The 21,991-nt window shown below is 58.7% G+C and carries 13 protein-coding genes; 8 read left to right on the forward strand and 5 right to left on the reverse strand.

The features are described 5' to 3' along the window. The first annotated feature begins 15 nt into the window (after positions 1 to 15). Positions 16 to 1,392 carry a TolC family protein gene (locus tag RIKMI_RS0104595; protein ID WP_027290633.1) on the forward strand — a complete coding sequence of 459 codons (1,377 nt, stop codon included), beginning with the start codon at positions 16 to 18 and terminating at the stop codon, positions 1,390 to 1,392. 635 nt (positions 1,393 to 2,027) lie between these two features. Then, positions 2,028 to 3,017, forward strand: coding sequence for a tryptophan--tRNA ligase (gene trpS, locus RIKMI_RS0104600; protein ID WP_027290634.1), 990 nt, complete (start codon positions 2,028 to 2,030; stop codon positions 3,015 to 3,017). An 81-nt stretch (positions 3,018 to 3,098) separates the two neighbouring features. Here trpS and RIKMI_RS13045 read toward each other — a convergent pair whose 3' ends face one another. Further along, on the reverse strand, positions 3,099 to 5,372 hold the full coding sequence (locus tag RIKMI_RS13045) for a GH92 family glycosyl hydrolase (protein ID WP_037291505.1): 2,274 nt from the start codon (positions 5,370 to 5,372) through the stop codon (positions 3,099 to 3,101). 59 nt (positions 5,373 to 5,431) lie between these two features. After that, positions 5,432 to 5,809, reverse strand: coding sequence for a winged helix-turn-helix transcriptional regulator (locus RIKMI_RS0104610; protein WP_037291507.1), 378 nt, complete (start codon positions 5,807 to 5,809; stop codon positions 5,432 to 5,434). A 149-nt stretch (positions 5,810 to 5,958) separates the two neighbouring features. Here RIKMI_RS0104610 and RIKMI_RS0104615 point away from each other — a divergent pair, with 149 nt between their 5' ends. The 4 genes from RIKMI_RS0104615 (at position 5,959) to RIKMI_RS0104635 (ending at position 13,292) form a co-directional block, all read left to right on the forward strand. Further along, positions 5,959 to 6,489 (forward strand): DJ-1/PfpI family protein, encoded by a 531-nt coding sequence (locus RIKMI_RS0104615; RefSeq protein ID WP_027290636.1) that lies wholly within the window; start codon positions 5,959 to 5,961, stop codon positions 6,487 to 6,489. Between the two features lie 354 nt (positions 6,490 to 6,843). After that, a complete protein-coding gene (locus RIKMI_RS0104625; protein ID WP_027290637.1) occupies positions 6,844 to 9,864 on the forward strand; it encodes a GH92 family glycosyl hydrolase in 3,021 nt (1,006 codons plus the stop codon). A gap of 623 nt (positions 9,865 to 10,487) precedes the next feature. Beyond that, positions 10,488 to 10,847 (forward strand): hypothetical protein, encoded by a 360-nt coding sequence (locus tag RIKMI_RS0104630; RefSeq protein ID WP_051214349.1) that lies wholly within the window; start codon positions 10,488 to 10,490, stop codon positions 10,845 to 10,847. Between the two features lie 288 nt (positions 10,848 to 11,135). Continuing rightward, positions 11,136 to 13,292, forward strand: coding sequence for an elongation factor G (locus RIKMI_RS0104635; protein WP_027290639.1), 2,157 nt, complete (start codon positions 11,136 to 11,138; stop codon positions 13,290 to 13,292). A 1,258-nt stretch (positions 13,293 to 14,550) separates the two neighbouring features. Here RIKMI_RS0104635 and RIKMI_RS0104640 read toward each other — a convergent pair. Further along, entirely contained in the window at positions 14,551 to 15,924 is a 1,374-nt protein-coding gene (locus RIKMI_RS0104640; RefSeq protein WP_245584933.1) for a UDP-N-acetylmuramoyl-tripeptide--D-alanyl-D-alanine ligase, read from the reverse strand. Further along, positions 15,905 to 17,005 carry a mannose-1-phosphate guanylyltransferase gene (locus RIKMI_RS0104645; RefSeq protein WP_027290641.1) on the reverse strand — a complete coding sequence of 367 codons (1,101 nt, stop codon included), beginning with the start codon at positions 17,003 to 17,005 and terminating at the stop codon, positions 15,905 to 15,907. Before RIKMI_RS0104645 ends, RIKMI_RS0104640 begins: the two co-directional genes overlap by 20 nt. 561 nt (positions 17,006 to 17,566) lie before the next feature. Here RIKMI_RS0104645 and RIKMI_RS0104650 point away from each other — a divergent pair. Beyond that, positions 17,567 to 18,310: an MlaE family ABC transporter permease gene (locus RIKMI_RS0104650; protein ID WP_027290642.1), complete on the forward strand. Its 744-nt coding sequence runs from the start codon at positions 17,567 to 17,569 to the stop codon at positions 18,308 to 18,310. Next, positions 18,310 to 19,071, forward strand: coding sequence for an ABC transporter ATP-binding protein (locus RIKMI_RS0104655; RefSeq protein WP_027290643.1), 762 nt, complete (start codon positions 18,310 to 18,312; stop codon positions 19,069 to 19,071). The genes RIKMI_RS0104650 and RIKMI_RS0104655 overlap by 1 nt, the downstream gene beginning before the upstream one ends. 772 nt (positions 19,072 to 19,843) lie before the next feature. Here RIKMI_RS0104655 and RIKMI_RS13050 read toward each other — a convergent pair. After that, a complete protein-coding gene (locus RIKMI_RS13050; protein ID WP_051214350.1) occupies positions 19,844 to 21,907 on the reverse strand; it encodes a SurA N-terminal domain-containing protein in 2,064 nt (687 codons plus the stop codon). Between the last annotated feature and the right edge of the window lie 84 nt (positions 21,908 to 21,991).

The raw sequence follows: 21,991 nt of genomic DNA on the forward strand, positions 1-21,991 counted from the left end.
CCTATTCGTCGCTTCATGAAAGTTCGCATCCTTTCCGCTTGTTTCATCCTGTTGTCGTCCGCCGCCTGCCGCACGGCCGGAGGGGGCGAAGTCTGGGATATCGAGCGCTGCATCCGCCATGCCGTGGAACATAACCTGCAAGTCCGGCAGGGACTCAATACGGTCGAAACGGCCCGCGTTGAGAACGCTCAGAGCAAACTCGACTACCTGCCCGATCTGAATGCCGGACTGGGTTACAACGTCTCTTTCGGCCGGTCGCTCGACCCCACCACATACAATTACGTGTCGGGGCAGACCGTACAGAATGCCAGCGGCAGCCTGTCGCTGAGTACTACCGTATTCGCCGGTATGCAGAAACTGCACAACCTGCGCCGCGCGGAATTCAGCCTGATGGCTTCGGTGCAGGACGTGGAGCGGATCAAGGACGAAATCGCGGTGTCGGTAGCCGGAGCCTATTTGCAGGTGCTCTATAACAAAGAACAGGTGGCCGTGTCGAAGGTGCAGATCGAAACCCTCGAAAGCCAGATCGAGCGTACCTCCCGACTGGTCGAGGCCGGGTCGCTGCCGATCGGCGACCGGTTGGAACTGGAGGCGCAGCTCGCTTCGGAACGGTATAATCTGGTCAATTACGAAAACCAGCGGGTCAATGCGCTGCTTACGCTGACCCAGCTGCTGGAATTGCGCGATGTTCCCGGTTTCGACGTGGAGGTGCCGGACAGCGCTGCGCTGGCTGCGGCCATGGACGGCCACGATCTGCGCAGCGTGGGGGAAATTTACGGCGTGGCTCTGGAGATGCCCCGGATCGAGGTGACCAAATGGCAGCGCAGGATGGCCGAACAGGATGTTTCGTTGGCCCGGGCACGGTATTACCCTTCGCTGAGCTTCGGCGCGAGCTACGGCAGCAGCTGGTCGGACGCCCGCCAGCGGCCGCAGTTGGGACCGGACGGTAAACCGTACTATACGAATTACCCGTTTTTCGACCAGTTGGGCGACAATGCTTCGTCGGCGTTGCAGTTCAGCATGTCGGTTCCGATTTTCGGGGGGCTGACCGCACGGAACAGTGTCCGTAAAACCAAAATCGCGCTGCGCAATGCCGATTTGGCGGTAAAGTTGGCGGAAGATCAGCTGTATAAGGAGATACAACAGGCCTGGACGGACGCTTCGGGCGCCCTGGAACGTTACCGTTCGGCGCGGAGCAGCGTGGTGTCCAATGCGGAATCGTTCCGCAATACGGAACAAAAGTTCAACGCGGGGGCGGCCACGGCGGTGGATTACAATGTGGCGAAGAATAACCTGTTGGCGGCGCAGTCGCTGATGTTGCAGGCGAGGTACGAGTATATCTTCAAGATGAAGATTCTGGATTTCTACCGCGGGGTGGAAATTACGTTGTAATGCGACGGTATGTTCCGGGGCGGGCCGGTGCCGGTTCTGAGAACCGCATAGGGGCAGTCCGGAAACCCCGTATAGTTAAATGGGGGGGGACATTGCTTTGCGGCTTCCGGTCTTTGCGGGCCGCAGCCTCGCCCCGCGGAGGCCCGGTGCCGATCGGCACTCGAACAGCACTGTAATTATCTCGTTCTCCGCAGGCTACGACCCTGGGTAAATAACCGTAGGGTTATTTTTCATTCGGGCCGGGTGCTTGGGAGGCCCGGGTAGTTACAGCCCGGCTGGAGTGCCCAGCGGCACCGGGCCTCCCGTGGGGAGGCGTCCGGCCCGCGCGACCTAAAGGTCGCAAAACATGCCCCGGCTATTTAACCGTACGGTTTATTACAATGTTCTCCCTTAGTCAGGCCGGAGCCACCCCCCGGCGTAGGCCTGCAAGCAGTCCACGCTGGCTCCGGCCTTGAATTTGCAAATTAAAAGTACAATTAAATAGTAAGGCCGCAGCCTCCGCAGGGGGACAGCTCCGCGACCGCTGGGGCGGAGACTTTCTGACCGTGCGGTGGCCGGGAGACATTCTCCCGACCAAATCCGGCACGGACAACAACGACAGCAGCAACAAAAATCCAATCAATACGAATACATATATGGAAACTGTAGTCAGCGGCATCCGCTCGACCGGCAATCTGCATTTGGGGAACTACTTCGGCGCCCTGCGCAACTTCATCAAAATGCAGGACGCAGCGAATTGTTTTTTCTTCATCGCGGATTACCACTCCCTCACGACCCATCCCGACCCGACAGCGCTGCACGGCAACGTGCGCGACATCCTGGCCGAATATCTCGCCGCGGGCCTCGACCCCGAAAAATCGGCCATATTCATCCAGAGCGACCAGCCGCAGGTGGCCGAACTGTACCTGCTGCTCAATATGCACGCCTACGTCGGCGAGCTGGAACGTACCGCATCGTTCAAGGAGAAGATGCGCAAACACTCCGACAACGTCAATGCCGGTCTGCTCACCTACCCGACCCTGATGGCGGCCGACATCCTGATCCACAAGGCCGACAAAGTGCCGGTGGGAAAAGACCAGGAGCAGCATCTCGAAATGACCCGCAAGTTCGCCCGCCGGTTCAACACCAAATACGGCGTCGAATATTTTCCCGAACCGGAACCGTACAACTTTGGAGCCGACCTGGTGAAAGTGCCGGGACTGGACGGCAGCGGCAAAATGGGGAAAAGCGAGGGAAACGGGATCTATCTGATCGACAGCGATAAAGATATCCGGAAAAAGGTGATGAAAGCGGTGACGGACAGCGGCCCCACGGAGCCGAACTCGGAGATGCCGGAAGTAATCCGCAATATTTTCACCCTGCTGGAAATCGTTTCGTCGCCCGATACGGTACGATATTACCGGGACAAATACGCCGATTGTTCGATCCGTTACGGCGACCTCAAGAAACAGCTGGCCGAAGATATCATCGCTATGGTAGCTCCGATCCGCGAACGGATTTTCGAGATACAGGCCGACGAAGCCTACCTGTCCGAAGTGGCCCGCATGGGAGCCGAAAAAGCCCGGGAAAGCGCGGCGAAAACAGTGGCCGAAGTACGCGAGATCATGGGTATCAAACGTTTCTGACGCTGCCGTCAGGTTCTGCATAAACGGACAGGCGGCCCCTTGCACAAGGGGCCGCCCGTCGTTTATGCACGGATACCTTGATTATTCCATAACCGAACGCGGCCGGTCTTCCGGCGCGGCGCCGAACGCTTCGTTCGGCTGCGGCCCCATCACCAGCTTCAGCTCGCCGCCGTCCATGATGTCGCGATACGTGATGTACGCTTTCGTATACGGCTTCCCGTTCAGGGACGCCGACTGGATGTAAATGTTCTGCGGGCCGTTGTTCTCGGCGATCACCGTGAACGTCTTGCCGCCCGATACCGGGAACGTCACTTTATCGAATACCGGACTGCCCAGAACGAAAGCCCCGTTCGCCGGATTCGCCGGATAGAAGCCCAAAGCGTTGAACACGTACCAGGCAGACATTTGGCCGGCGTCTTCGTTACCGCACAGGCCGTCCGGTGCGTCCGTAAAGAACTCGTCCATGATCTGCCGCGCCAGTTTCGCGGTTTTCCACTGCTTGCCCAGGTAGGCGTAAGCGTAGATCGTCGAATGGTTCGGCTCGTTGCCCTGCGCGTACTGCCCGATCAGGCCCGAAATGTCCGGCGAAGCGTTCGGACCTCCGTCGTAAGGCACGGTGAACGTGCTGTCCAGCTTGGCCTCGGCAGCCTCCGGGCTGGGGAACAGCGCGAACAGTCCTTCGAAGTCGTGCGGTACCATCCAGGTGTACTGCCAGGCATTACCCTCGCAGAAGTCGTCGCCGCGATGGGTCGAGTAATCCGGATTGAACGGCGTCCGCCAGCTGCCGTCGGCCAGTTTGCCTTTCATGAATCGGTCCGTCGTGTCGAAATAGTGCCGGTAATTTTTCGACCGTTCGATGAAATATTCGTAATCTTCCTGTTTGCCCAGTTTTTTGGCGACCTGGGCGATGCTCCAGTCGCTGATGCAGTACTCCAGCGCCTTGGCCACCGATTCCCACTCCCCGTCGGCGGGAATGTAGCCTTTTTCGCGTATTTGTTTCAGTCCGCGTTCGTCCAGTTTCGCATACGAGACGATCGCGTGATAGGCCTTCTCCACATCGAAGCCCGGTATTCCTTTCAGGATGGCGTCCGCGATGACCTGCACCGAACCGAAACCGACCATGCAGTCTGTTTCGTTTCCGGCCAGGTGCCATACGGGTACTTTGCCCTGCTGTTCGAAAATGCGGATGAACGTGTTCACGAAATCGCCCACGCGTTCCGGAGCCGTAATGGTGTACAGCGGGTTCGCCGAACGATAGGTATCCCACAGGGAGAAGATCGTATAGGTATCGGTAGTGTCTTCGTACAGGAAGCCGTCCGCGCCGCGGTACTGGCCCGTCACGTCGTTGAAGATCGCCGGGAAGAACGAGGCGTGGTAAACGGCCGTATAGAAAGTCCGCAAGCGGGCCGTGTCGTCGGTTTCGACGCTCATATGGCCCAACAGGTCGTTCCATGCTTGCCGCGCCGCCGCGCGGGTCTCATCGAACGAACGTCCTTCGGCTTCCGTGACCAGGTTCACTTTGGCCCCCGACACGCTGACGCCCGATATGCCCACGCGCGCTTCGATCCGACCACCTTCAGGCATCGGCCCGAAATCGAGAATCCCGTACGAATGGGGCATGACGGCCGTCTGCTCCGGTTTGCCGTTCGCCGCCGGAACGAGGGTCGTATCCGCATAAACGGTCAGGCTTTTGAACGGACGGGAAAACTCGGCCACGAAATAGACCCTGTCGTCCGGCGCCCAGCCTTTCGAAAGACGGTACCCCTCCACGGTCGAATCGTTCACGGCCACCATTCTCAGCTCTTTGGCCGCATCCCAGCCGATACCGTCGAACAGGTTGATCAGTACGCGGGCCGAATCGGTGGCCGGAAACGTGTAACGGTGGAAACCGGTCCGGGGCGTGGCCGTCAGTTCGGCATCGACCCCGTAACGGTCCAGATGCGTCCTGTAATAACCGGCCTGCGCGTTTTCGTTCGCGTGCGAATAGGTCGAAAGGTAGGTCTGCGCCTTGACGGGCATGGGCACGGCTCCGGTCAGCGGCATCAGAAGAATATCCCCTTTGTCTCCGATCCCCGTGCCGCTCAGGTGGGTGTGGGCGAATCCGATCACCGTGGTGTCGCTCGCATGATAACCGGAACACCAGTCCCAGCCTTCGGTGATGTTGGTCGGGCCGAGCTGTACGCCCCCGAAGGGGACGTTGGCGCCGACGAAAACATGGCCGTGGCCGGCGGAACCGATGGTGGGATCGACATAACGGGCCAGGTCGCGCCCCGTGTCCGAAGAGGGGGTGCATCCGGTGGAAGCCCCTGCCAGCAAAGCGATGCCGAAGGCACCGTAAAGAGTGTGTCTGAACATGGTTTCGATAGATTTCCTGCTTGGGTTAGTGAAACATTGCAAAGATAAGTTTTCATTCTTTATTTTCCACCACGTCCGGCGTCCCGTCCGGCCTGTATGGCCGACAGATGTTCCGTCGCCCAACCGACCAGAGAGTCGATGTGGGGCATCAGGCTGAGGCCGGTCGGCGTCAGGCGGTATTCGACGCGGGGCGGCACCTCCGGATAGGCCGTCCGCCCGACCAGCCCGTCTTCGACGAGCGTGCGGAGCGTTACGGTCAGCATGCGCTGCGAGATGTCGCCGATGGCTGTCCGGATTTCGCCGAAACGCATCGTGCCGTTCGCGTGGAGCGTCACCAGCACCAGCATCGGCCACTTTTCGCCCAGCCGGGCCAGGACATTCCGGATCGGACAATCGGCCGAGGCGGGAAAATTCCGCCTTTTTCGTGGGGTTTCCATACCGTTCTGTATCAATAAAAGTTACCTCTGTGTAAGTCTGTTACCCCGGCGTCCGTTCTTGTTTTTCCGGATCCGGCGGTTTATCTTTACAACACAAAAGTAACCGACTTACGATCGGGAACTATCGTTTCACTCAAAAAAATACGATTATGGCAAAGAAAGTGGCCGTGTTGGCGGTGAACCCGGTGAACGGGATGGGGTTGTTCCAGTATCTGGAGGCTTTTTACGAAAACAAGATTCCTTACACGGTTTATGCAGTGGCCGGAACGAAAGAGATCGGCACCAATTCGGGCATGGGCCTGACGGTGAACGGTACGATCGCAGAACTGAAAGGGCATGAGGACGAGTACGATGCGTTGGTCTTCTCGTGCGGCGACGCGGTACCGGTGTTCCAGCAGCACGCTTCGGAGCCGTGGAATGTCGATCTGATGGAGGTGCTCCGGACGTTCGGTGAAAAGGGCAAGCTGATGATCGGGCACTGCGCGGCCGCGATGATGTTCGATTTCGCAGGAATCGCGGCCGGCAAACGGCTGGCCGTCCATCCGCTGGCCAAACCGGCCATCCGGGAGGGAGCGGCTACGGATGAAAAATCGGTGATCGACGGCAACTTTTTCACCGCGCAGACCGAGAACAGCATCTGGACGATGATGCCGCAGCTGATCGAAACGTTGAAAGCGTAATTCCGATCGGGACGACCATACGACGACCTCCCCGCTTTCCGTTATGCGGAAAGCGGGGAGGTCGTTTTCATCCGATACCGACAGTTTTCACCGGTATTGTTCGGCTCGCGCCGGACCTTTCGGGTCTTTTGCCCGGGTTCGCCATACTCGATCAGGCGGCGACGCGAAGCCGGCAGAGGGAAACTGCCGTCGAACAGGTTCGGCATGCCGAAGTGTGGTCAGACTACTTTATCCATCTGAAGATTGTCAGCTGTTTCCGCCTGCGTCACGACCGGGCAGACCCGATATGGCAGACACCGGAACTATAAAAATAGGGATAAAATCGATATATTTGTCCGAACTGACCAGAACCGTATGAAAAAGCTCTTGCTGACAGCCCTTTCGGCCGTTTTCTTCTCCGCCTGCGACCGTTTTTCCGACCCCGCGCAGTACGTCGATCCGTTCATCGGAACCGATGCCCACGGGCACACCTTTCCCGGCGCCACGACACCTTTCGGACTGGTGCAGCTGTCGCCCGACACCGACAGGGAGGGATGGGACTGGTGTTCCGGCTACCACACCAGCGATACCAGCATCATCGGTTTTTCGCATACCCACCTGAGCGGCACCGGCGGCGCCGACCTGGGCGACATCCTGTTGATGCCGGCCACCGGCCCCGTCCGGTTCGACCCCGGCAGCAAGGCCGATCCCGGCACGGGCTACCGGTCGCGCTTCAGCCACAAAAGCGAAAAGGCCGGGGCGGGTTATTACAGCGTCTATCTGGAAGACCCCCGCGTGCGGGCCGAACTGACCGCCACCCCGCACACGGGCGTACACCGTTATACCTACGGCAGCACGACCAACCAGCATGTTATCATCGACCTGCGGCACGGCATCCAGGATAACGTCCACAGCGCAGCGTTCCGGCGGGTGGACGACCGCACGGTCGAAGGCTGGCGGCGTTCGAAAGGATGGGCCGCCGACCACACGATCTGGTTCCGGGCCGAATTTTCGGAACCGATCCGGGAGATCCGGGCACGCATCGACGGGACGGACCTCGCACAGGTCGATTCCGCCTCCGGCGAAAAGGTCGTGCTGGCGCTCTTCCCGGACGGGCATTCCAAAGAGATCGAAGTGCGGGTGGGCATTTCGGCCGTCAGCGCCGAAGGGGCGGCGGCCAATCTGGCCGCCGAAGCGTCGGGACGCAGCTTCGACGGGTTGGCGGACGAAGCCTGGGAGAGCTGGAACCGCGAATTGGGCAAGATCGAAGTGTCGGGCGGCAGCGATGAAGACAAAAAAGTTTTCTATACGGCTCTCTATCACGCTTTCACCGCCCCGTACCTTTTTTCGGACACAGACGGCCGCTACCGCGGCGCAGACGGTAAAACGCACGCCCCGGCGGGGGCCGACGCCCAGCCGAATTACACCCTGTTCTCCACGTGGGATACGTTCCGGGCGCTGCACCCGCTGCTGACGCTCGTTCAGCCGGAGACGAACGCCGCCGTCGTGCGGTCGATGCTCCGCTATTACGAGCAGGCCGGACGGCTTCCGGTCTGGGACCTGCATATGAACGAGAACAACTGCATGATCGGTTACCACGCGGTGCCGATCATCGCCGACGCGCTCCTCAAGGGGCAGGTACCCGATTCGCTGGAGGCGTTGGCCCTCGAAGCGATGGTGCACAGCGCCATGCAGGACGGGTACGGCGGGTTGCCGCACTATCGCCGGCTGGGATACCTGCCCTCGGACAAGGAGAACAATTCGGTGTCCAAGGCGGTGGAATACGCCTTCGACGACTGGTGCATCGCACAGACGGCCAAACGGATGGGCAACGACAGCTTATACCGTGCCTTTATCCGGCGGGCGCAGTATTACAAGAACCATTTCGACCCGGCGGACGGATTTTTCAAAGGACGCAGCTCCACCGGACAATTCGCGGATCCGTTCGATCCGGCCGAAATCTCCATCCTCGGCCAGGGCGACTTCACCGAAGGGAACGCCTGGCACTACCGTTTCTTCGTACCGCAGGACGTGAACACGCATATCGCGATGCTGGGCGGCGACAGCGCCTACGTCGCGGCGATCGACGCCATGTTCGAAGCTCCCTCCGCTACCGCCGACCACTCGCCCGACGTGTCGGGACTGATCGGCCAGTATGCGCACGGCAACGAACCGTCCCACCAGGTGGCCTACCTCTATTCATATACAGGCGCTCCGTGGCGCACGCAGGAGCGGGTCGCCGAAATCAAACGCACGATGTACACCGCCTCGCGCGACGGCCTGTGCGGAAACGAAGACTGCGGCCAGATGTCGGCCTGGTACGTACTGAGCGCGATGGGTTTCTACCCCGTGACGCCCGCTTCGGGCATCTATGTGCTGGGCACGCCGACGTTCCGGAAAACGACGCTCCGCCTGCCCGGAGGCAGGTCTTTCACGATCGAGGCCGAAGGACTGGCGGCGGACGGCAAGTCTATCTATATTCAGTCGGCCGAATACGACGGGAAACCCTATACGAAATCGTACATCACTCACGACATGATCGCGCGTGGCGGCAAACTGGTTCTGCACATGGGCGACACGCCGAACCGGGAATTCGGCACGGCGGCGGGAGACCGGCCCTCAGCGGCGATTCCGCAGGAGCTGGCGCTGACCTCGGAACAGATGCTGGACGGAATCGTATTCGAACCGTACCTGGACGATTCCCTGCACGTATTCGGGCCGACCGCGACCGTGCATCCGAAACTTTTCGAAGCCAAACCGGGAACCCGGATCGTCTATACCACGGACGGCAGCGAACCCGGCCTCTCTTCGGCGGAGGCCGGACCGCAGGGTATCCTGCTGACGCGGGACACCGACCTGCGGCTGCGTGCGGTAGCCCCGAACGGCGAATCGAGCGATACCAAGGCGTACCGCTTCTACAAAAGCGTGCTGCGCGGCGCCGAAGTCACGCTGGACAAAGCGCCGTCGGAACCGTACGCGAACGGCGGGGCGGCCGCGCTGGTGGATTACGCCCTGGGCGGCAACAGCTACATACGGCCCCAGTGGGTCGGCTTCAACGGGAACGACCTTTCGGGAGTAATCGACCTGGGGCGTGTCCGTTCGCTGAGCCATGTGGGCTTCAATGCCGCGAACGAACCGGGTTCGTGGATCGTCCTGCCGCGGGACGCGATCTTCGACTTCTCGACCGACGGGACGGATTTCCGCAACCCGGTGGCGATTACCACGGCCGACAGCCGCACGGCGGGCAGCGGCGCTCATTACTTCGGCACGGCGATTCCGCATGGCGTCCGGGCACGTTATATCCGGTTCGATATCCGCAACGGCGAATTGCCCGAATGGCATATCGGCAAGGGAAATCCGGCCTGGATGTTCGTGGACGAGATCATGGCCTACTGAGCCGGGCGCATGCCGTACTGAAAGAAGGGGCACCGTTTCGAAACGGTGCCCCTTCTTTCAGTGCGGCTGTCCGGCGGCCCCTGCGGCGGCGTATGCGTTTTTTCCGATACACGGGTATTTTTCCCTCCGTGCGACAGCTCCGGCACATCTCTCAGGGAGCCGGCATCCGGTTTTACCCGGTTCGATTGTCTAAGCGGAGATATCCCCATTCGTTCGGTACTCCTGATGGCCAGCCCGGTTGCGGGCGAGCCGGCAGGGCACGGGAGACCCGAAGAGTCCGGCGAGAGCAGAAAACAGGTGTCAAACGGCCGGTACCCGAAAATCCATAATCGCCTTACCCGGAATAACGATTACTGCAAAAATGACGGAAAGAAGTGAAATTATAGTCCGGAAATTTTGCCGAGCGCAGCGATTTTGCTATATTTGAACAACCAAAATACGGCTCTGCTGTTTATTTGGATAGAATGCCCCTCAAATCAATCGGACTGTAAACAGTCAGGACGCGTTATGCGCGGTTCCCGACTTAAGTTCGAATTTGATTTGAGGGAAAATTTTAATTCTATCCTGAAGTCGGGTTCCGCGCTTTTATATCGAGATTATCCACCTCAAAATCAGTGCCGGAAATGAAAAACCCGGAATCTGTCAAACACGGCCTCCTATCCTCGCGGCGGAGCATGCCGTCCGTTCCCGCCCCCATCCATCGCGCGGCCGCCTATCACTTCGAATACGGTGAATTGTATCTGTTCCATAGGCATTCGGCCTGTTGTCCCGCATGCGGTTCGCTGTGGGGCATATTCGACAAACGCGTGAACGGCCGGATTTATTTGGAAACGAGCAGTCCGAACCTGCGCGATTTCCGCAAATGGCACCTGCTGCCGCAGGGATACCGCTACTGCCGACGCGCCAGCAGACGCGAACTGCGGGATTACATAGCGAGCCTCGTTTACAGCGAATGCCGCACGGCCGAAAAGACTCCCCATTGATCCGTCCCGGAAACGCTTTTGCGGCAGGTCCTCGTGCCGTTGCCGAACGGCACGATGTTCCGCGTGCGGAGACAGTACGGGGAAGGGGTGTCCGACAAAATCGGGCGCCCCTTTCCTTTTATTCCGCGACCGGAACACGCCCCTCGGGTCGCATTCTTTTCTTTTGTATAAAAACACCTGTAAACAATAAAAACGATTATCCTGCCTGGATTTGGAATCCATTTATTATATTTATAGGCGGAATCGGAATTCGATTTTCGCAAAACAACCCTATAAAACCCGCTCGTTATGAAAAAATACCCCACCAACGAAATCAAAAACATCGTCCTGCTGGGCGCCTCCGGGGCAGGCAAGACCACCCTCGCCGAAGCCATGGCCTATGAAGGCAAAGTCATCGAACGCCGCGGCTCCGTCGAGGGTGAAAACACGTTATCGGATTATACGGACATCGAGCATCAGAACCGCCGTTCGATTTTCTCCACCGTCCTCTATACCGAGTTCAACGGCTATAAACTGAATATTCTGGACACCCCCGGCGCGGACGACTTCTGCGGCGCCCTCTTCTCGTCCTTCAAAGTGGCCGACGTGGGCGTGATGCTGCTCAACGCCCAGAACGGTTTCGAAGTGGGTACCGAAATACAGGCGCGTTACGCCCGGCGACACGAGAAACCCGTTATCGCCGCCGTAAACCAGCTGGATTCCGAAAAAGCCAACTGGGAGCAAACCGTCGAAGAGCTGCGGGCGAACTCCGAAGCCCCGATCGTCGTGGTGCAGTACCCGGTCAATCCGGGGCCGGATTTCGACCGTTTCGTGGACGTGCTGATGATGAAAATGTACAAATTCAAGGGCGACACCGGCGAGCGGGAAGAACTGCCGATACCGGAATCCGAGATGGAACGGGCCAGAGAACTGAACAAAGCGCTGGTCGAAGCGGCCGCCGAGAACGACGAAGCCCTGATGGAACTGTACTTCGACAAAGGCACCCTTACCCAGGACGAAATGCGGTCGGGCATCAAACTGGGGCTGGCCAAGCGCGACCTGGTACCGGTATTCTGCCTCTCCACTAAAAAAGACATCGGGATCAAACGCCTGATGGAATTCATCATCAACGTGGCTCCCGGGCCGCTCAAAGCGCCGAACTTCCGGCTGATCGGGGGTGGCGACGTACAGGCCGACGCCGACGGGCCGGTGTCCGTTTTCGTATTCAAAACCACTGTGGAACCGCATCTGGGCGAGGTGGCCTATTTCCGCGTCATCAGCGGGACGCTCGCCGAAGGGATGGAACTGACCAACATGGCCACCGGGAACAAGGAGAAGATCGGCCAGCTGTTCGTCAGCGCCGGGCGCAACCGGACGAAAGTGGCCGAACTCTGCGCCGGCGACATCGGATGCACCGTCAAACTGAAAGCCACCCGCGTGAACCACACGCTGAACGGCCCCGGCGCCGACTGGCAGATCAACCTGATCGGGTTCCCGCAGCCGCGTTTCCGCACGGCGGTCAAGGCCAGGAACAGCGCCGAAGACGAAAAACTCGGCGAACTGCTGATCCGCGCCACCTACGAAGACCCCTCCATCGGCGTCGAGTACTCCAAGGAGTTGAAACAGACGATTCTTTCGGGACAGGGCGAACATCACCTCAACATCCTCCGGACGCAGCTGGCGAACACGCATAAAATCGAGGTGGATTATTTCCCGCCGAAAGTGCCGTACCGCGAAACCATCACCCGCACGGCGGCCGCCGGCTACCGCCACAAGAAACAGTCCGGCGGCGCAGGACAGTTCGGCGAAGTGTCGCTGGTGATCGAACCCTATTACGAAGGGATGCCCGCTCCGTCGAAGTACAAAATCGACGGGCGCGAACAGGTGATGAACATCAAATCCGTCGAAGAGATCGATCTGGATTGGGGCGGCAAGCTGGTCTTTTGCAGCGCGATCGTCGGCGGAGCGATCGACGCCCGTTTCCTGCCGGCCATTCTGAAAGGAATTATGGAGAAGATGGAGGAAGGGCCGCTGACAGGTTCCTATGCGCGGGACATCCGCGTGGTGGTTTACGACGGCAAGATGCACCCGGTGGACTCGAATGAAATCTCGTTCAAGCTGGCGGGCCGCAATGCGTTCAAAGAGGCGTTCCGCAACGCCGGGGCGAAAATCATGGAACCGATCTACCAGATCGAGGTGCTGGCGCCGAGCGACAAGTTGGGCGACGTGATGAGCGACCTGCAAAACCGCCGGGCCATTATCGAAGGGATGACCAGCGAAAAAGGGTTCGAGATTCTGACGGCACGCGTGCCGCTGGCCGAAATGACCCGCTATTCGACTTCGCTCAGTTCGCTGACGGGAGGCCGTGCCACCTACACGATGAAGTTCGCCGGTTACGAGCAAGTACCCGCCGAAGTACAGGACAAACTGCTCAAGGCCTACTCGGATACGGACAAGGACGAATAGACCGCAGCCGCCGTCCGGACGGTGCGAAAAAACCGGTATCCGCCTGTCGGGCCTTGCAGCCTCGGCAGGCGGATTTTCGTTGTCCGGTTCGTTACGATATACGGCCTGCTCGGGAACGTATGGATGTGCATACTCTCCCAGAGCCGGTTAAGATTATCCCCGAACGGCCCTGTTTCCATGCTTCAGGGAGATACGGGCCGCAAATCGGACGTATCTGTTCGGTTTGTCTCGGTTTTCCGGCCGGCTCGGTCGCGGGCAAAGCCGCAGGGCGTGCAGGGAGATGCGTGCCGGAACATCGAAACCCAAGCCTGATAGGGATATTTCCGAATTTTAGCCGTATTTTTTATCGAAAGCCGTCGGTTGCGGATGAGTTGAAATGGGTTACGGACCTTTCGACGGGAGTCTGCCGGCAGGGACCGGCTTTTACAATCGCAGGTTTAATGTACTGTTTGTCGTCGACGGGCGTTTGTTTTTCTTTGCCCGCTCATGCCGCGGGGGCATCGGCTTCTCCGGACACCTCATGCCGGCGGAGCACTTGCTTTGTTGCCTTCGGCTTCCTCCTTGCGCCTCGGCCATTCGTGTAAGCCCGATGGCTCTCGGCTGCTGTGTCGGTTGTGCGGGCAAGAAAGCAAGCAAAGAACCCGCTGGGAATGCGATTCCCCGTTCCCGACTCCTGTCGGATTGGGAAATCGCACATTCCCGGGTTATCAGCCTTTATCATACTTCGGGTACAAAGTAAGACGCTGGAAAAAGGAGTTTTTAAATCTACGGTTAATCACAATGTTCTCCCTTAGTCAGGCCGGAGCCACCCCCGGCGTAGGCCTGCAACGGCGCGGTGCTTGTTGCGGCCCCGCTGGCTCCGGCCGACAATTATATAAATTAACCGAACGGTTAAACTGTTTTACCCGTTCGGCTTTGCGCCCCCCCCCGAAGCGGCATAGCCGCTTGGGCGCGAAAGCCGGCGATTCTTATGAATCGCATCAATAAAAACCCTACAGTTAAATTAGGTTTCCGCGTCAGCGGCGGGTCGCAGCCTCCCGTAGCGGAGATCCGGTGCCGCCGGGCACTCCAGCCGGGCTGCAGCTGCTCTGAACCGAATACCCCGTAAGCTACGGTCTCATGTAAAAACCGATACGATCTCCGAACACCTGGACATTGACTACCGATGGAAGTGCGATGAAAGGAAAACCGGCTGCCGGATAAAATCGTCCGTACTTGCCGAAACCCATCGAACGGGAAACCAGCCTGCGAGACAGCCTTAGAGCAGCGGATAGAGCTTTTCGAGCGCGATACCCCGCGAGCCTTTGACCAGTACATGGGCGTCGCGGATCACGATTTCGCCGCTTTTCAAGGCCTCCGCCAGCGCCTCTGCCGACGGATAGGCCCGACGCTCGTTCTCCGTCCCCGATACGACCGCCCCGAACTCCGGCCCCACCAGATAACACCGGATTCCGGGCCACGCCGCCAACCGCCCGACTACCGCCCGGTGCTCGGCCGCCGCGAAATCGCCCAATTCGCGCATATCCCCCAGTATCGCCACCCGCTCCCCGGCCACCGGCAGGGCGAGAAAATTATCCAGCGCGGCCGCCATACTCGACGGGTTGGCATTGTAAGCATCCATGTAAAGCGTATTCCCCGTCCCGCGGGCCGAGACCGCGACTTGCGACCGGTTGTTGTCCGGGACATAGGACGCCACGGCCGCCAGCGCCTCTGCCGCCCCGATGCCGAAATACCGTCCCACGGCCATCGCCGCCGCGACATTGGACAGGTTATAACCGCCCGTCATACCGGTCGCCGTCTCCCCTCCCCCGGAGAGAGCCAGCACGAGCCGGTCGCCCTCGGTACCCGATACCGCCGAAATACCGAGATCCGCCGCCGTGTAACCGAGGGCGGTTCCTTCGGACTTCCCGAACCGCTCGGACACCATCCCGGCCAAAACCGGATCGTCGGCCGAATAAAACGCAGTCCCGCCGTGCGCCGCCAGATAATCGTACAGCTCGCCCTTGCCGAGCCGCACCCCTTCCGGCCCTCCGAACCCTTCCAGATGCGCACGGCCCACGTTGGTAATCAGTCCGATGTCGGGTTTAGCCAACGCGCACAGGGCCGCAATCTCCCCCCGGTGGTTGGCCCCCATCTCGACGATCGCCGCATCGTCGTCTTCCCGGATCGAAAGCAGGGTCAGCGGCACTCCGATATGGTTGTTCAGGTTGCCTTCGGTACAGGCCACCCGATATTTCGTGCGCAGGATACGGGCCGTCAGCTCTTTCGTGGTGGTCTTGCCGTTACTGCCCGTCAGCGCGATGACAGGCAGGCCGAGCGTCTCCCGGTGATGGGCGGCCAACTCCTGCAAGGCCGCCAGCGTATCTTTCACCACGATGTACCGGGCGGCTTCTTCCGATTCGGCTTCGACGCCGCGGGGCAGCCTGCCCTGCACCACCGCCGCAGCCGCACCGTCCGCTATCGCCTGTACAGCGTAATCGTTTCCGTCGAAATTTTCGCCTTTCAGAGCAAAAAAGACCGGCCCCACACCGTCGTGCGAGGCAGCCTGCGCGGCGACGGTACGGCTGTCCGTCGTCACCTGCCCGCCGTTCTCGCAATACAGCTCGTAAAGCTCAGATAAATTCTTCCCCAAACCTGTATTTGACATCTTCCACGTAATTTCGGATGCTTTGTTCGCTCGACCGGCGGCAGATCAGCAGCGCGTTATCTTTTTCGATAACCAGATAATCCTCCAGCCCTTCGACGACCGCGACTTTCCCTTCGGGAACGTTCACCACGGTGCCTTTAGTGTCGTATGCCAGCACGTGGCCGCCGCCTCCGAGCACGTTGTCCCGCTCGTCCCGCACGGCATGCTGGTACAACGACCCCCAGGTACCGATGTCGCTCCATCCGAAATCGCCGCAACGCACATAAACGTCGGGGGATTTTTCCATCACGCCGTAGTCGATCGATATGTTCTCGCACGAGGGGTATATGGCATCGACGAACGGCTGTTCGGATGCGGTGCGGTAGTCGCCTTTCCCGGCGGCGAAGCGTGCGGACATATCGGGCAGGCAGGTGTCCAGCGCCTTGAGGATGCCGGGCACGGACCAGACGAAAATGCCGGAGTTCCAAAAAAATTCGCCGCTTTCGACGAATACCCGGGCCATTTCGAGGTTGGGTTTTTCGGTAAAGGTCTTCACTTTGCAGATCGAGGTTCCCTCGGTTTCGGAACGCGGGGCCGTATCGATCTGTATGTAACCGTATCCGGTTTCGGGGCGCGAGGGCCGGATGCCGATGGTCAGCAGTTTTTCCGTCCCGCCGACGAACGCCAGCCCTTCGCGCAGGATGTTCTGGAATTCGGCCTCTCCGGTAATCAGATGGTCGGACGGGGCGACGATCATATTGGCCTGCGGATTTTCGGCCGCGATGCGGTAAGCGGCGTACGCGATACAGGGAGCGGTGTTACGCCGCACGGGTTCGGTCAGTACCTGTTCGGGTCTCAATTCGGGCAGGTGCCGGAGCACTAGGTCTTTATAGAGGGCGCTGGTGACCACAAGAATGTTTTCGACCGGAACTACCGGCAGAAATCTTTCGAAGGTGCTGCGTATGAAGCTTTTCCCGGTTCCCAATATATCGAGGAATTGCTTGGGCATGCGGTTCTTGCTGAGGGGCCAGAATCGGCTGCCGATACCGCCGGCCATGATTACGCCGTAGTTGTTCCGCGGATCCATATCTATAGGCTTGTCTTTTTCGTTTGGCTTCCCAAAGATAGGGCTTAATTCCCATTCGGCATATCCTTTCCCCCTTTTTCATTACCTTTGCTTCTAATCATTCGTTTATTTGTACTGTTTAGGTTTGAGGTGACTGTTCTCTTTAACTTCGCTACGCTCGTTTTGCCTGCGGCTTCCTCGTGCTGCCTTGCCAAAGACCGTGAACGGTCTTTGGTCTCGGAACGCTACTCGGTTCCTCCTCGCCGCTTACCATAGCCCGTAAACGGTCTCTGGATTCGCTGGCAGCGTCGGTTGTGAACAAAGAGAACCAGAAAAACTTCCGAACGCATCCCGTTGGGATGCTAATGCCGTGTCAGCTCCGTTTTGCTATGCGGGAGGGGGAATGCTGCGGGAAGCGACTTATCCCCCTCCCGCATAGCAAATGCAAAGGGCAGTTACAGCGTGGCTGCCCTGTGGGCAGCCTCTGGAAAGTCTTTTTGGTTCTTTTTCTTCAGAAAAAGAACAGTGGACTCTACCCTCAGCGTACGAATAAACGAATGATTAAAAGCAAAGGTAAGAGTTATGAGTATATTCAGAGAGACCGGCGAATATTTGATGTTGATGAAGAAAGTGTTTTCGCGGCCCGAGAAATTTTCGATTTACCGCAAGCGCACCTTCTTCGAGATGGAAGCCATCGGACTCAACTCCATCGGCATCGTCGCCATCATTTCCGTTTTCATGGGCGCCGTGGTCGTGATCCAGATGGCCAATAACCTCGAAAGCCCTTTCATCCCCAAGATGATGATCGGCTACGCCACCCGCGAATCGCTGGTACTCGAATTCAGCTCCACCATCGTCGCCCTTATTCTGGCCGGCAAAGTAGGCTCGAACATCGCCTCCGAAATCGGCACCATGCGGATCACCGAGCAGATCGACGCCCTCGAAATCATGGGCGTCAATTCCGCCAGTTACCTCATTCTGCCGAAAGTCGTGGCCGCCGCCTTCTTTTTCCCGCTGCTGACCATCATGAGCATGGTCATCGGCGTGATCGGCGGTTATGCCGTCGTGCAAGTCACCCAGATATTCCCCCCGTTCGAATACGTATCGGGTATCCGTTACGCCGTCAATACGTTCTATATCGCCTACTCCATTATCAAAGCCTGCGTATTCGGGATTATGATATCGACCATTTCGGCCTATTACGGCTATTATGCCAAAGGCAACTCGCTCGAAGTCGGGCGTTCCAGCACCCGCGCCGTAGTGGTCAGCAGCATCGTGATCCTGATCCTCGACCTGATACTCACCCAAATCATGCTGATCGACTGATGATACGAGCCATAGACGTTTGCAAATCCTTCGAAGACGGGCGCCTGGTGCTCGACCACATCACCGCCTCTTTCCAGCCCGGCAAGACCAACCTGATTATCGGGCAGAGCGGATCGGGCAAAACCGTACTGCTCAAATGCCTGGTGGGACTGCACCGGATCGACAGCGGGCAGATCCTGTACAACGATCTCTGCTTCAGCGGCGCCCCGCTGGCCGTCAAGCGGGAGATCCGCCAGAAACTCGGTATGATTTTCCAGGGCGGCGCCCTGCTCGACTCCTCGACGGTAATCGAAAATGTCATGTTTCCGCTCGACCTTTTCACCGACATGTCGCAGAGCGAGAAGGAAGACCGGGCCAATTTCTGCCTGCAACGCGTGAACCTGACCAACGCCAACCGCCTGTACCCCTCGGAACTGAGCGGGGGGATGATCAAGCGCGTGGCCATCGCGCGGGCAATCGTGATGAACCCCCAATACCTGTTCTGCGACGAGCCGAACTCCGGTCTCGACCCGAAAACGTCGGTCGTGATCGACAACCTGATCCAGGAGATCACCCAGGAATACAACATCACGACGATCATCAACACCCACGACATGAACTCGGTGATGGAGATCGGCGACACGATCATCTTCATCTACCAGGGGCGAAAATGGTGGGAAGGCACCAAAGACGACATTTTGGACACCGACAACAAAGAGCTGGAAGAGTTCATCTTCGCCTCGGCCATGGCCCGGAAAGTCCGCGCCTGTCAGGGGAGATAATATCCGCGGGGCACGAACGCCGCCGCCCGAATCCGGAACGGACGGCACGTCAGTTCTCCGGACAAAATCACGTGCAGGGCCATCGGGATTCTGAAATCCCGATGGCCCTGCTCATTTACGATTCCGCCCCCAAAACGAAAAAACTATCCCCAGGAACGATCCTGCGGGGATTCCGGACGTTTCCCGTTCCAAGGGGCACGAGCCGAAAAACATCGGCTAAAAGGTATATCAAAATACGACTTCACCTAAAGTCGGGTAATAATCTCCCCAAACGGCCCTGCGGGGACTCCGGTCGGGAAGTTTCTCCGCGAAAAGGGAGCGGCGTAAGACAGACCATTCCAAAACCCGATTATATACTTTGGTATACCAAACCTATTCGACGATCATCTCCCTCTATCGGCTCCGCGCCGGACGACATGAGGCGGTACAAACCCGGGCAAAAGACCCGGAGAGGCCGGCGCGAGCCGAAAAAGTATCGACGAAAACTCCGGGTATATCGAAACACATAACAGGGTAAGGTAAACCCACATATACCACCCTATCGGATATAGAATCGAGCCTTTGAAAATCAGGCAAGAGCATCAAACGGAACAAGGTCGCATATGCCGGCCAAAACCTATCTGCCGAAAAACCGTTGCCCCGCAATAAAAATTTCCCCTGCCGCATAAAATGCGGCAGGGGAAATGAAATCCCTTCGATCAATATATACAGGGCTTTTCCCTATCCTGCCGATGTACCGGTTTTTAACCGTTTTCGGCCCCGCGCAGCGATTCTAATAGAATCGGTAACGGGTATCCTGAATATCGCTCAGGTTCAGGAACGCTTCGTAAGCCGCCATGAATGCGCTCTGCTGCGCTTCGGCCGACAGCCGCGCCTTTTCGAGCGCTTCGTCCACCGGCGTTTCGCGTTCCGAGACGATCTCGGCGGCATAGACACCGACGCGGCCTACGATCGGCTTGGAAACCACGCCCGTTTTGGCGATCCCCGACACACCGCCCGTGAAAGCCGGATCGAAGCCCACCTCAGGAGCCATAAAGCCCTGGAAATTGATATCGTCGTTGCTCAGCGTATCGACGCCCAGCGTACCGGCCAAAGCCGCTACCGAAGAGGCGCCGGTCATTTTCTCCGCCAGCATCTCGCCCTTCTTCTCGCGCACGACCAGCGCTTTCAGGTCGTTTTTGACCTGTTCGAACGGCGCGATACCTTTTTCGCGCACCGCCGTAATCGTGGCGATCACGAAGTTGTTGCCGAACTCCTGCACCTCCGAAATATCGCCCGCCTCGCCGTTGAACGCCCACCGGGCCAACTCGCGCGACTGCTGCATACCGCCCACCGTCCGGTCGTTCGGCCCGACGGTAGCCACACGTTTGGCCAGCGCCCCGTCGCTTACGGCTTTCTCGAATCCGCCGGCCGCAGCCGCCGTAGCGAACTTGTTGGCCCGACCGTAAACTTCACTGCGCGTCAGGTCGCTCGCCTCCACATTGTAATTGATGACCCCGAGCTGTACCTTTTCCGATTCCCCTTTCGTCGCGGTCACTTTCAGGATAAAGGTAGCTTCCGCCGTATTCACCGCCTTCACCGTTCCGGCTGCGGCCCCTTTCAGGGCTTCGGCGAACTGAGGGGCCAGCGTCTGCGGATCCATCATCCCCAGGTCTCCGCCCTGTGCGCCGCTCTGCGCATCGGCCGAAAACTCGCGGGCCGCCGCCGCGAAATCCCCGCCTTTTTGCAGAGCCGCGGTCAGGCTGTCCGCCAGCGCTTTCTGGTCGGCGGCGATCACGATATTGCTGATCCGGATACTGTCCGGCATCACCTGCACGTCCGCGATACGCGCCATCGTCCACTGGTCGCCGCTGAGCACCGGGCCGTACACCTGGTCGGCCGAAGCGCTGAACGCGAACTCGCCCAGCTCCCCGGTGAGTTCGCCCGGCTTGTAATAACGGGAATCGAACGTATTCTGCGAATTCATGGCCACGAACTGCTGCACGTTCTTGGCAGCAGCCAGGTCTTTGGCCAGCCCCTGCACGGTCTTTTCAGCCGCGGCATAGTCATCGGCCGAAGGCAACGCCTCGAAAGTCACGTATTCGATGTCGCGCAGGTCTTCCTGCTTGAACATCCCCCGATGGGTGTCGTAGTATTTCCGCAGTTCGGCGTCGCTCACCTGCACGGTGCTGTCGGCGATGCTTTCGTAACGGTTCACCAGGTAATTCACGCTGTACGTCTTCGATTCCAGCGACGCCAGCTGTCCGGCCTCGAACCCGGTCACGTAAGCCGCCTTGTCGATCAGGTTCTTGAATTTGAAGATCAGGCTCTGGTCACCGACCTCGTTTTGCAGATAGTTCCAGAACATCTGCATGCGTCCGGTCTGGTCCTGATCCACACCGGCGATGAACTGGCGCAACATAGCCGGTTCGAACATGCCGGTCTGCGGGTTGGCGAACATCTGCGCGATGATCGGCGAAGGATTGGCGCCGCTGAGCAGGCCGACCATCTCGTCGTCCGACACGGTCAGACCTACGGCAGACAGGGCCGGTTTCAGGGCCTTTTCGCGGATCATCAGGTCCCACGCCTGCACGCGCACCATTTCGTTCTGTTCTTCGGTCGAACCTTCGCGGCCCGTGGTGATACGCTGCACTTCGGTCAGCTCGTCGATGGCCTGCGCATATTCCTGCGTGGAAATCTTTTCGCCGTCGATCACCCCGACGTTCATCTTGGAGCTGTTCATCAGCGTGCTGCCCGAGGTCAGCATGTCGCCGAGCACGAAAGCCAGCAGGGCCACGCCGATCACGACAGCCAGCAGAACGCCGCCTTTGTTTCTGAGTGTGTTGAGAGTTACCATTCTTTATCGTGTGTACTTTTTTATAATCAGGAGGATGGGCCGCAGGGCGCCCAATGGGGGCAAATGTACTGTTTTTTTTCGATA

Source organism: Rikenella microfusus DSM 15922 (assembly GCF_000427365.1).
GTDB classification, from domain to species: Bacteria; Bacteroidota; Bacteroidia; order Bacteroidales; family Rikenellaceae; genus Rikenella; species Rikenella microfusus.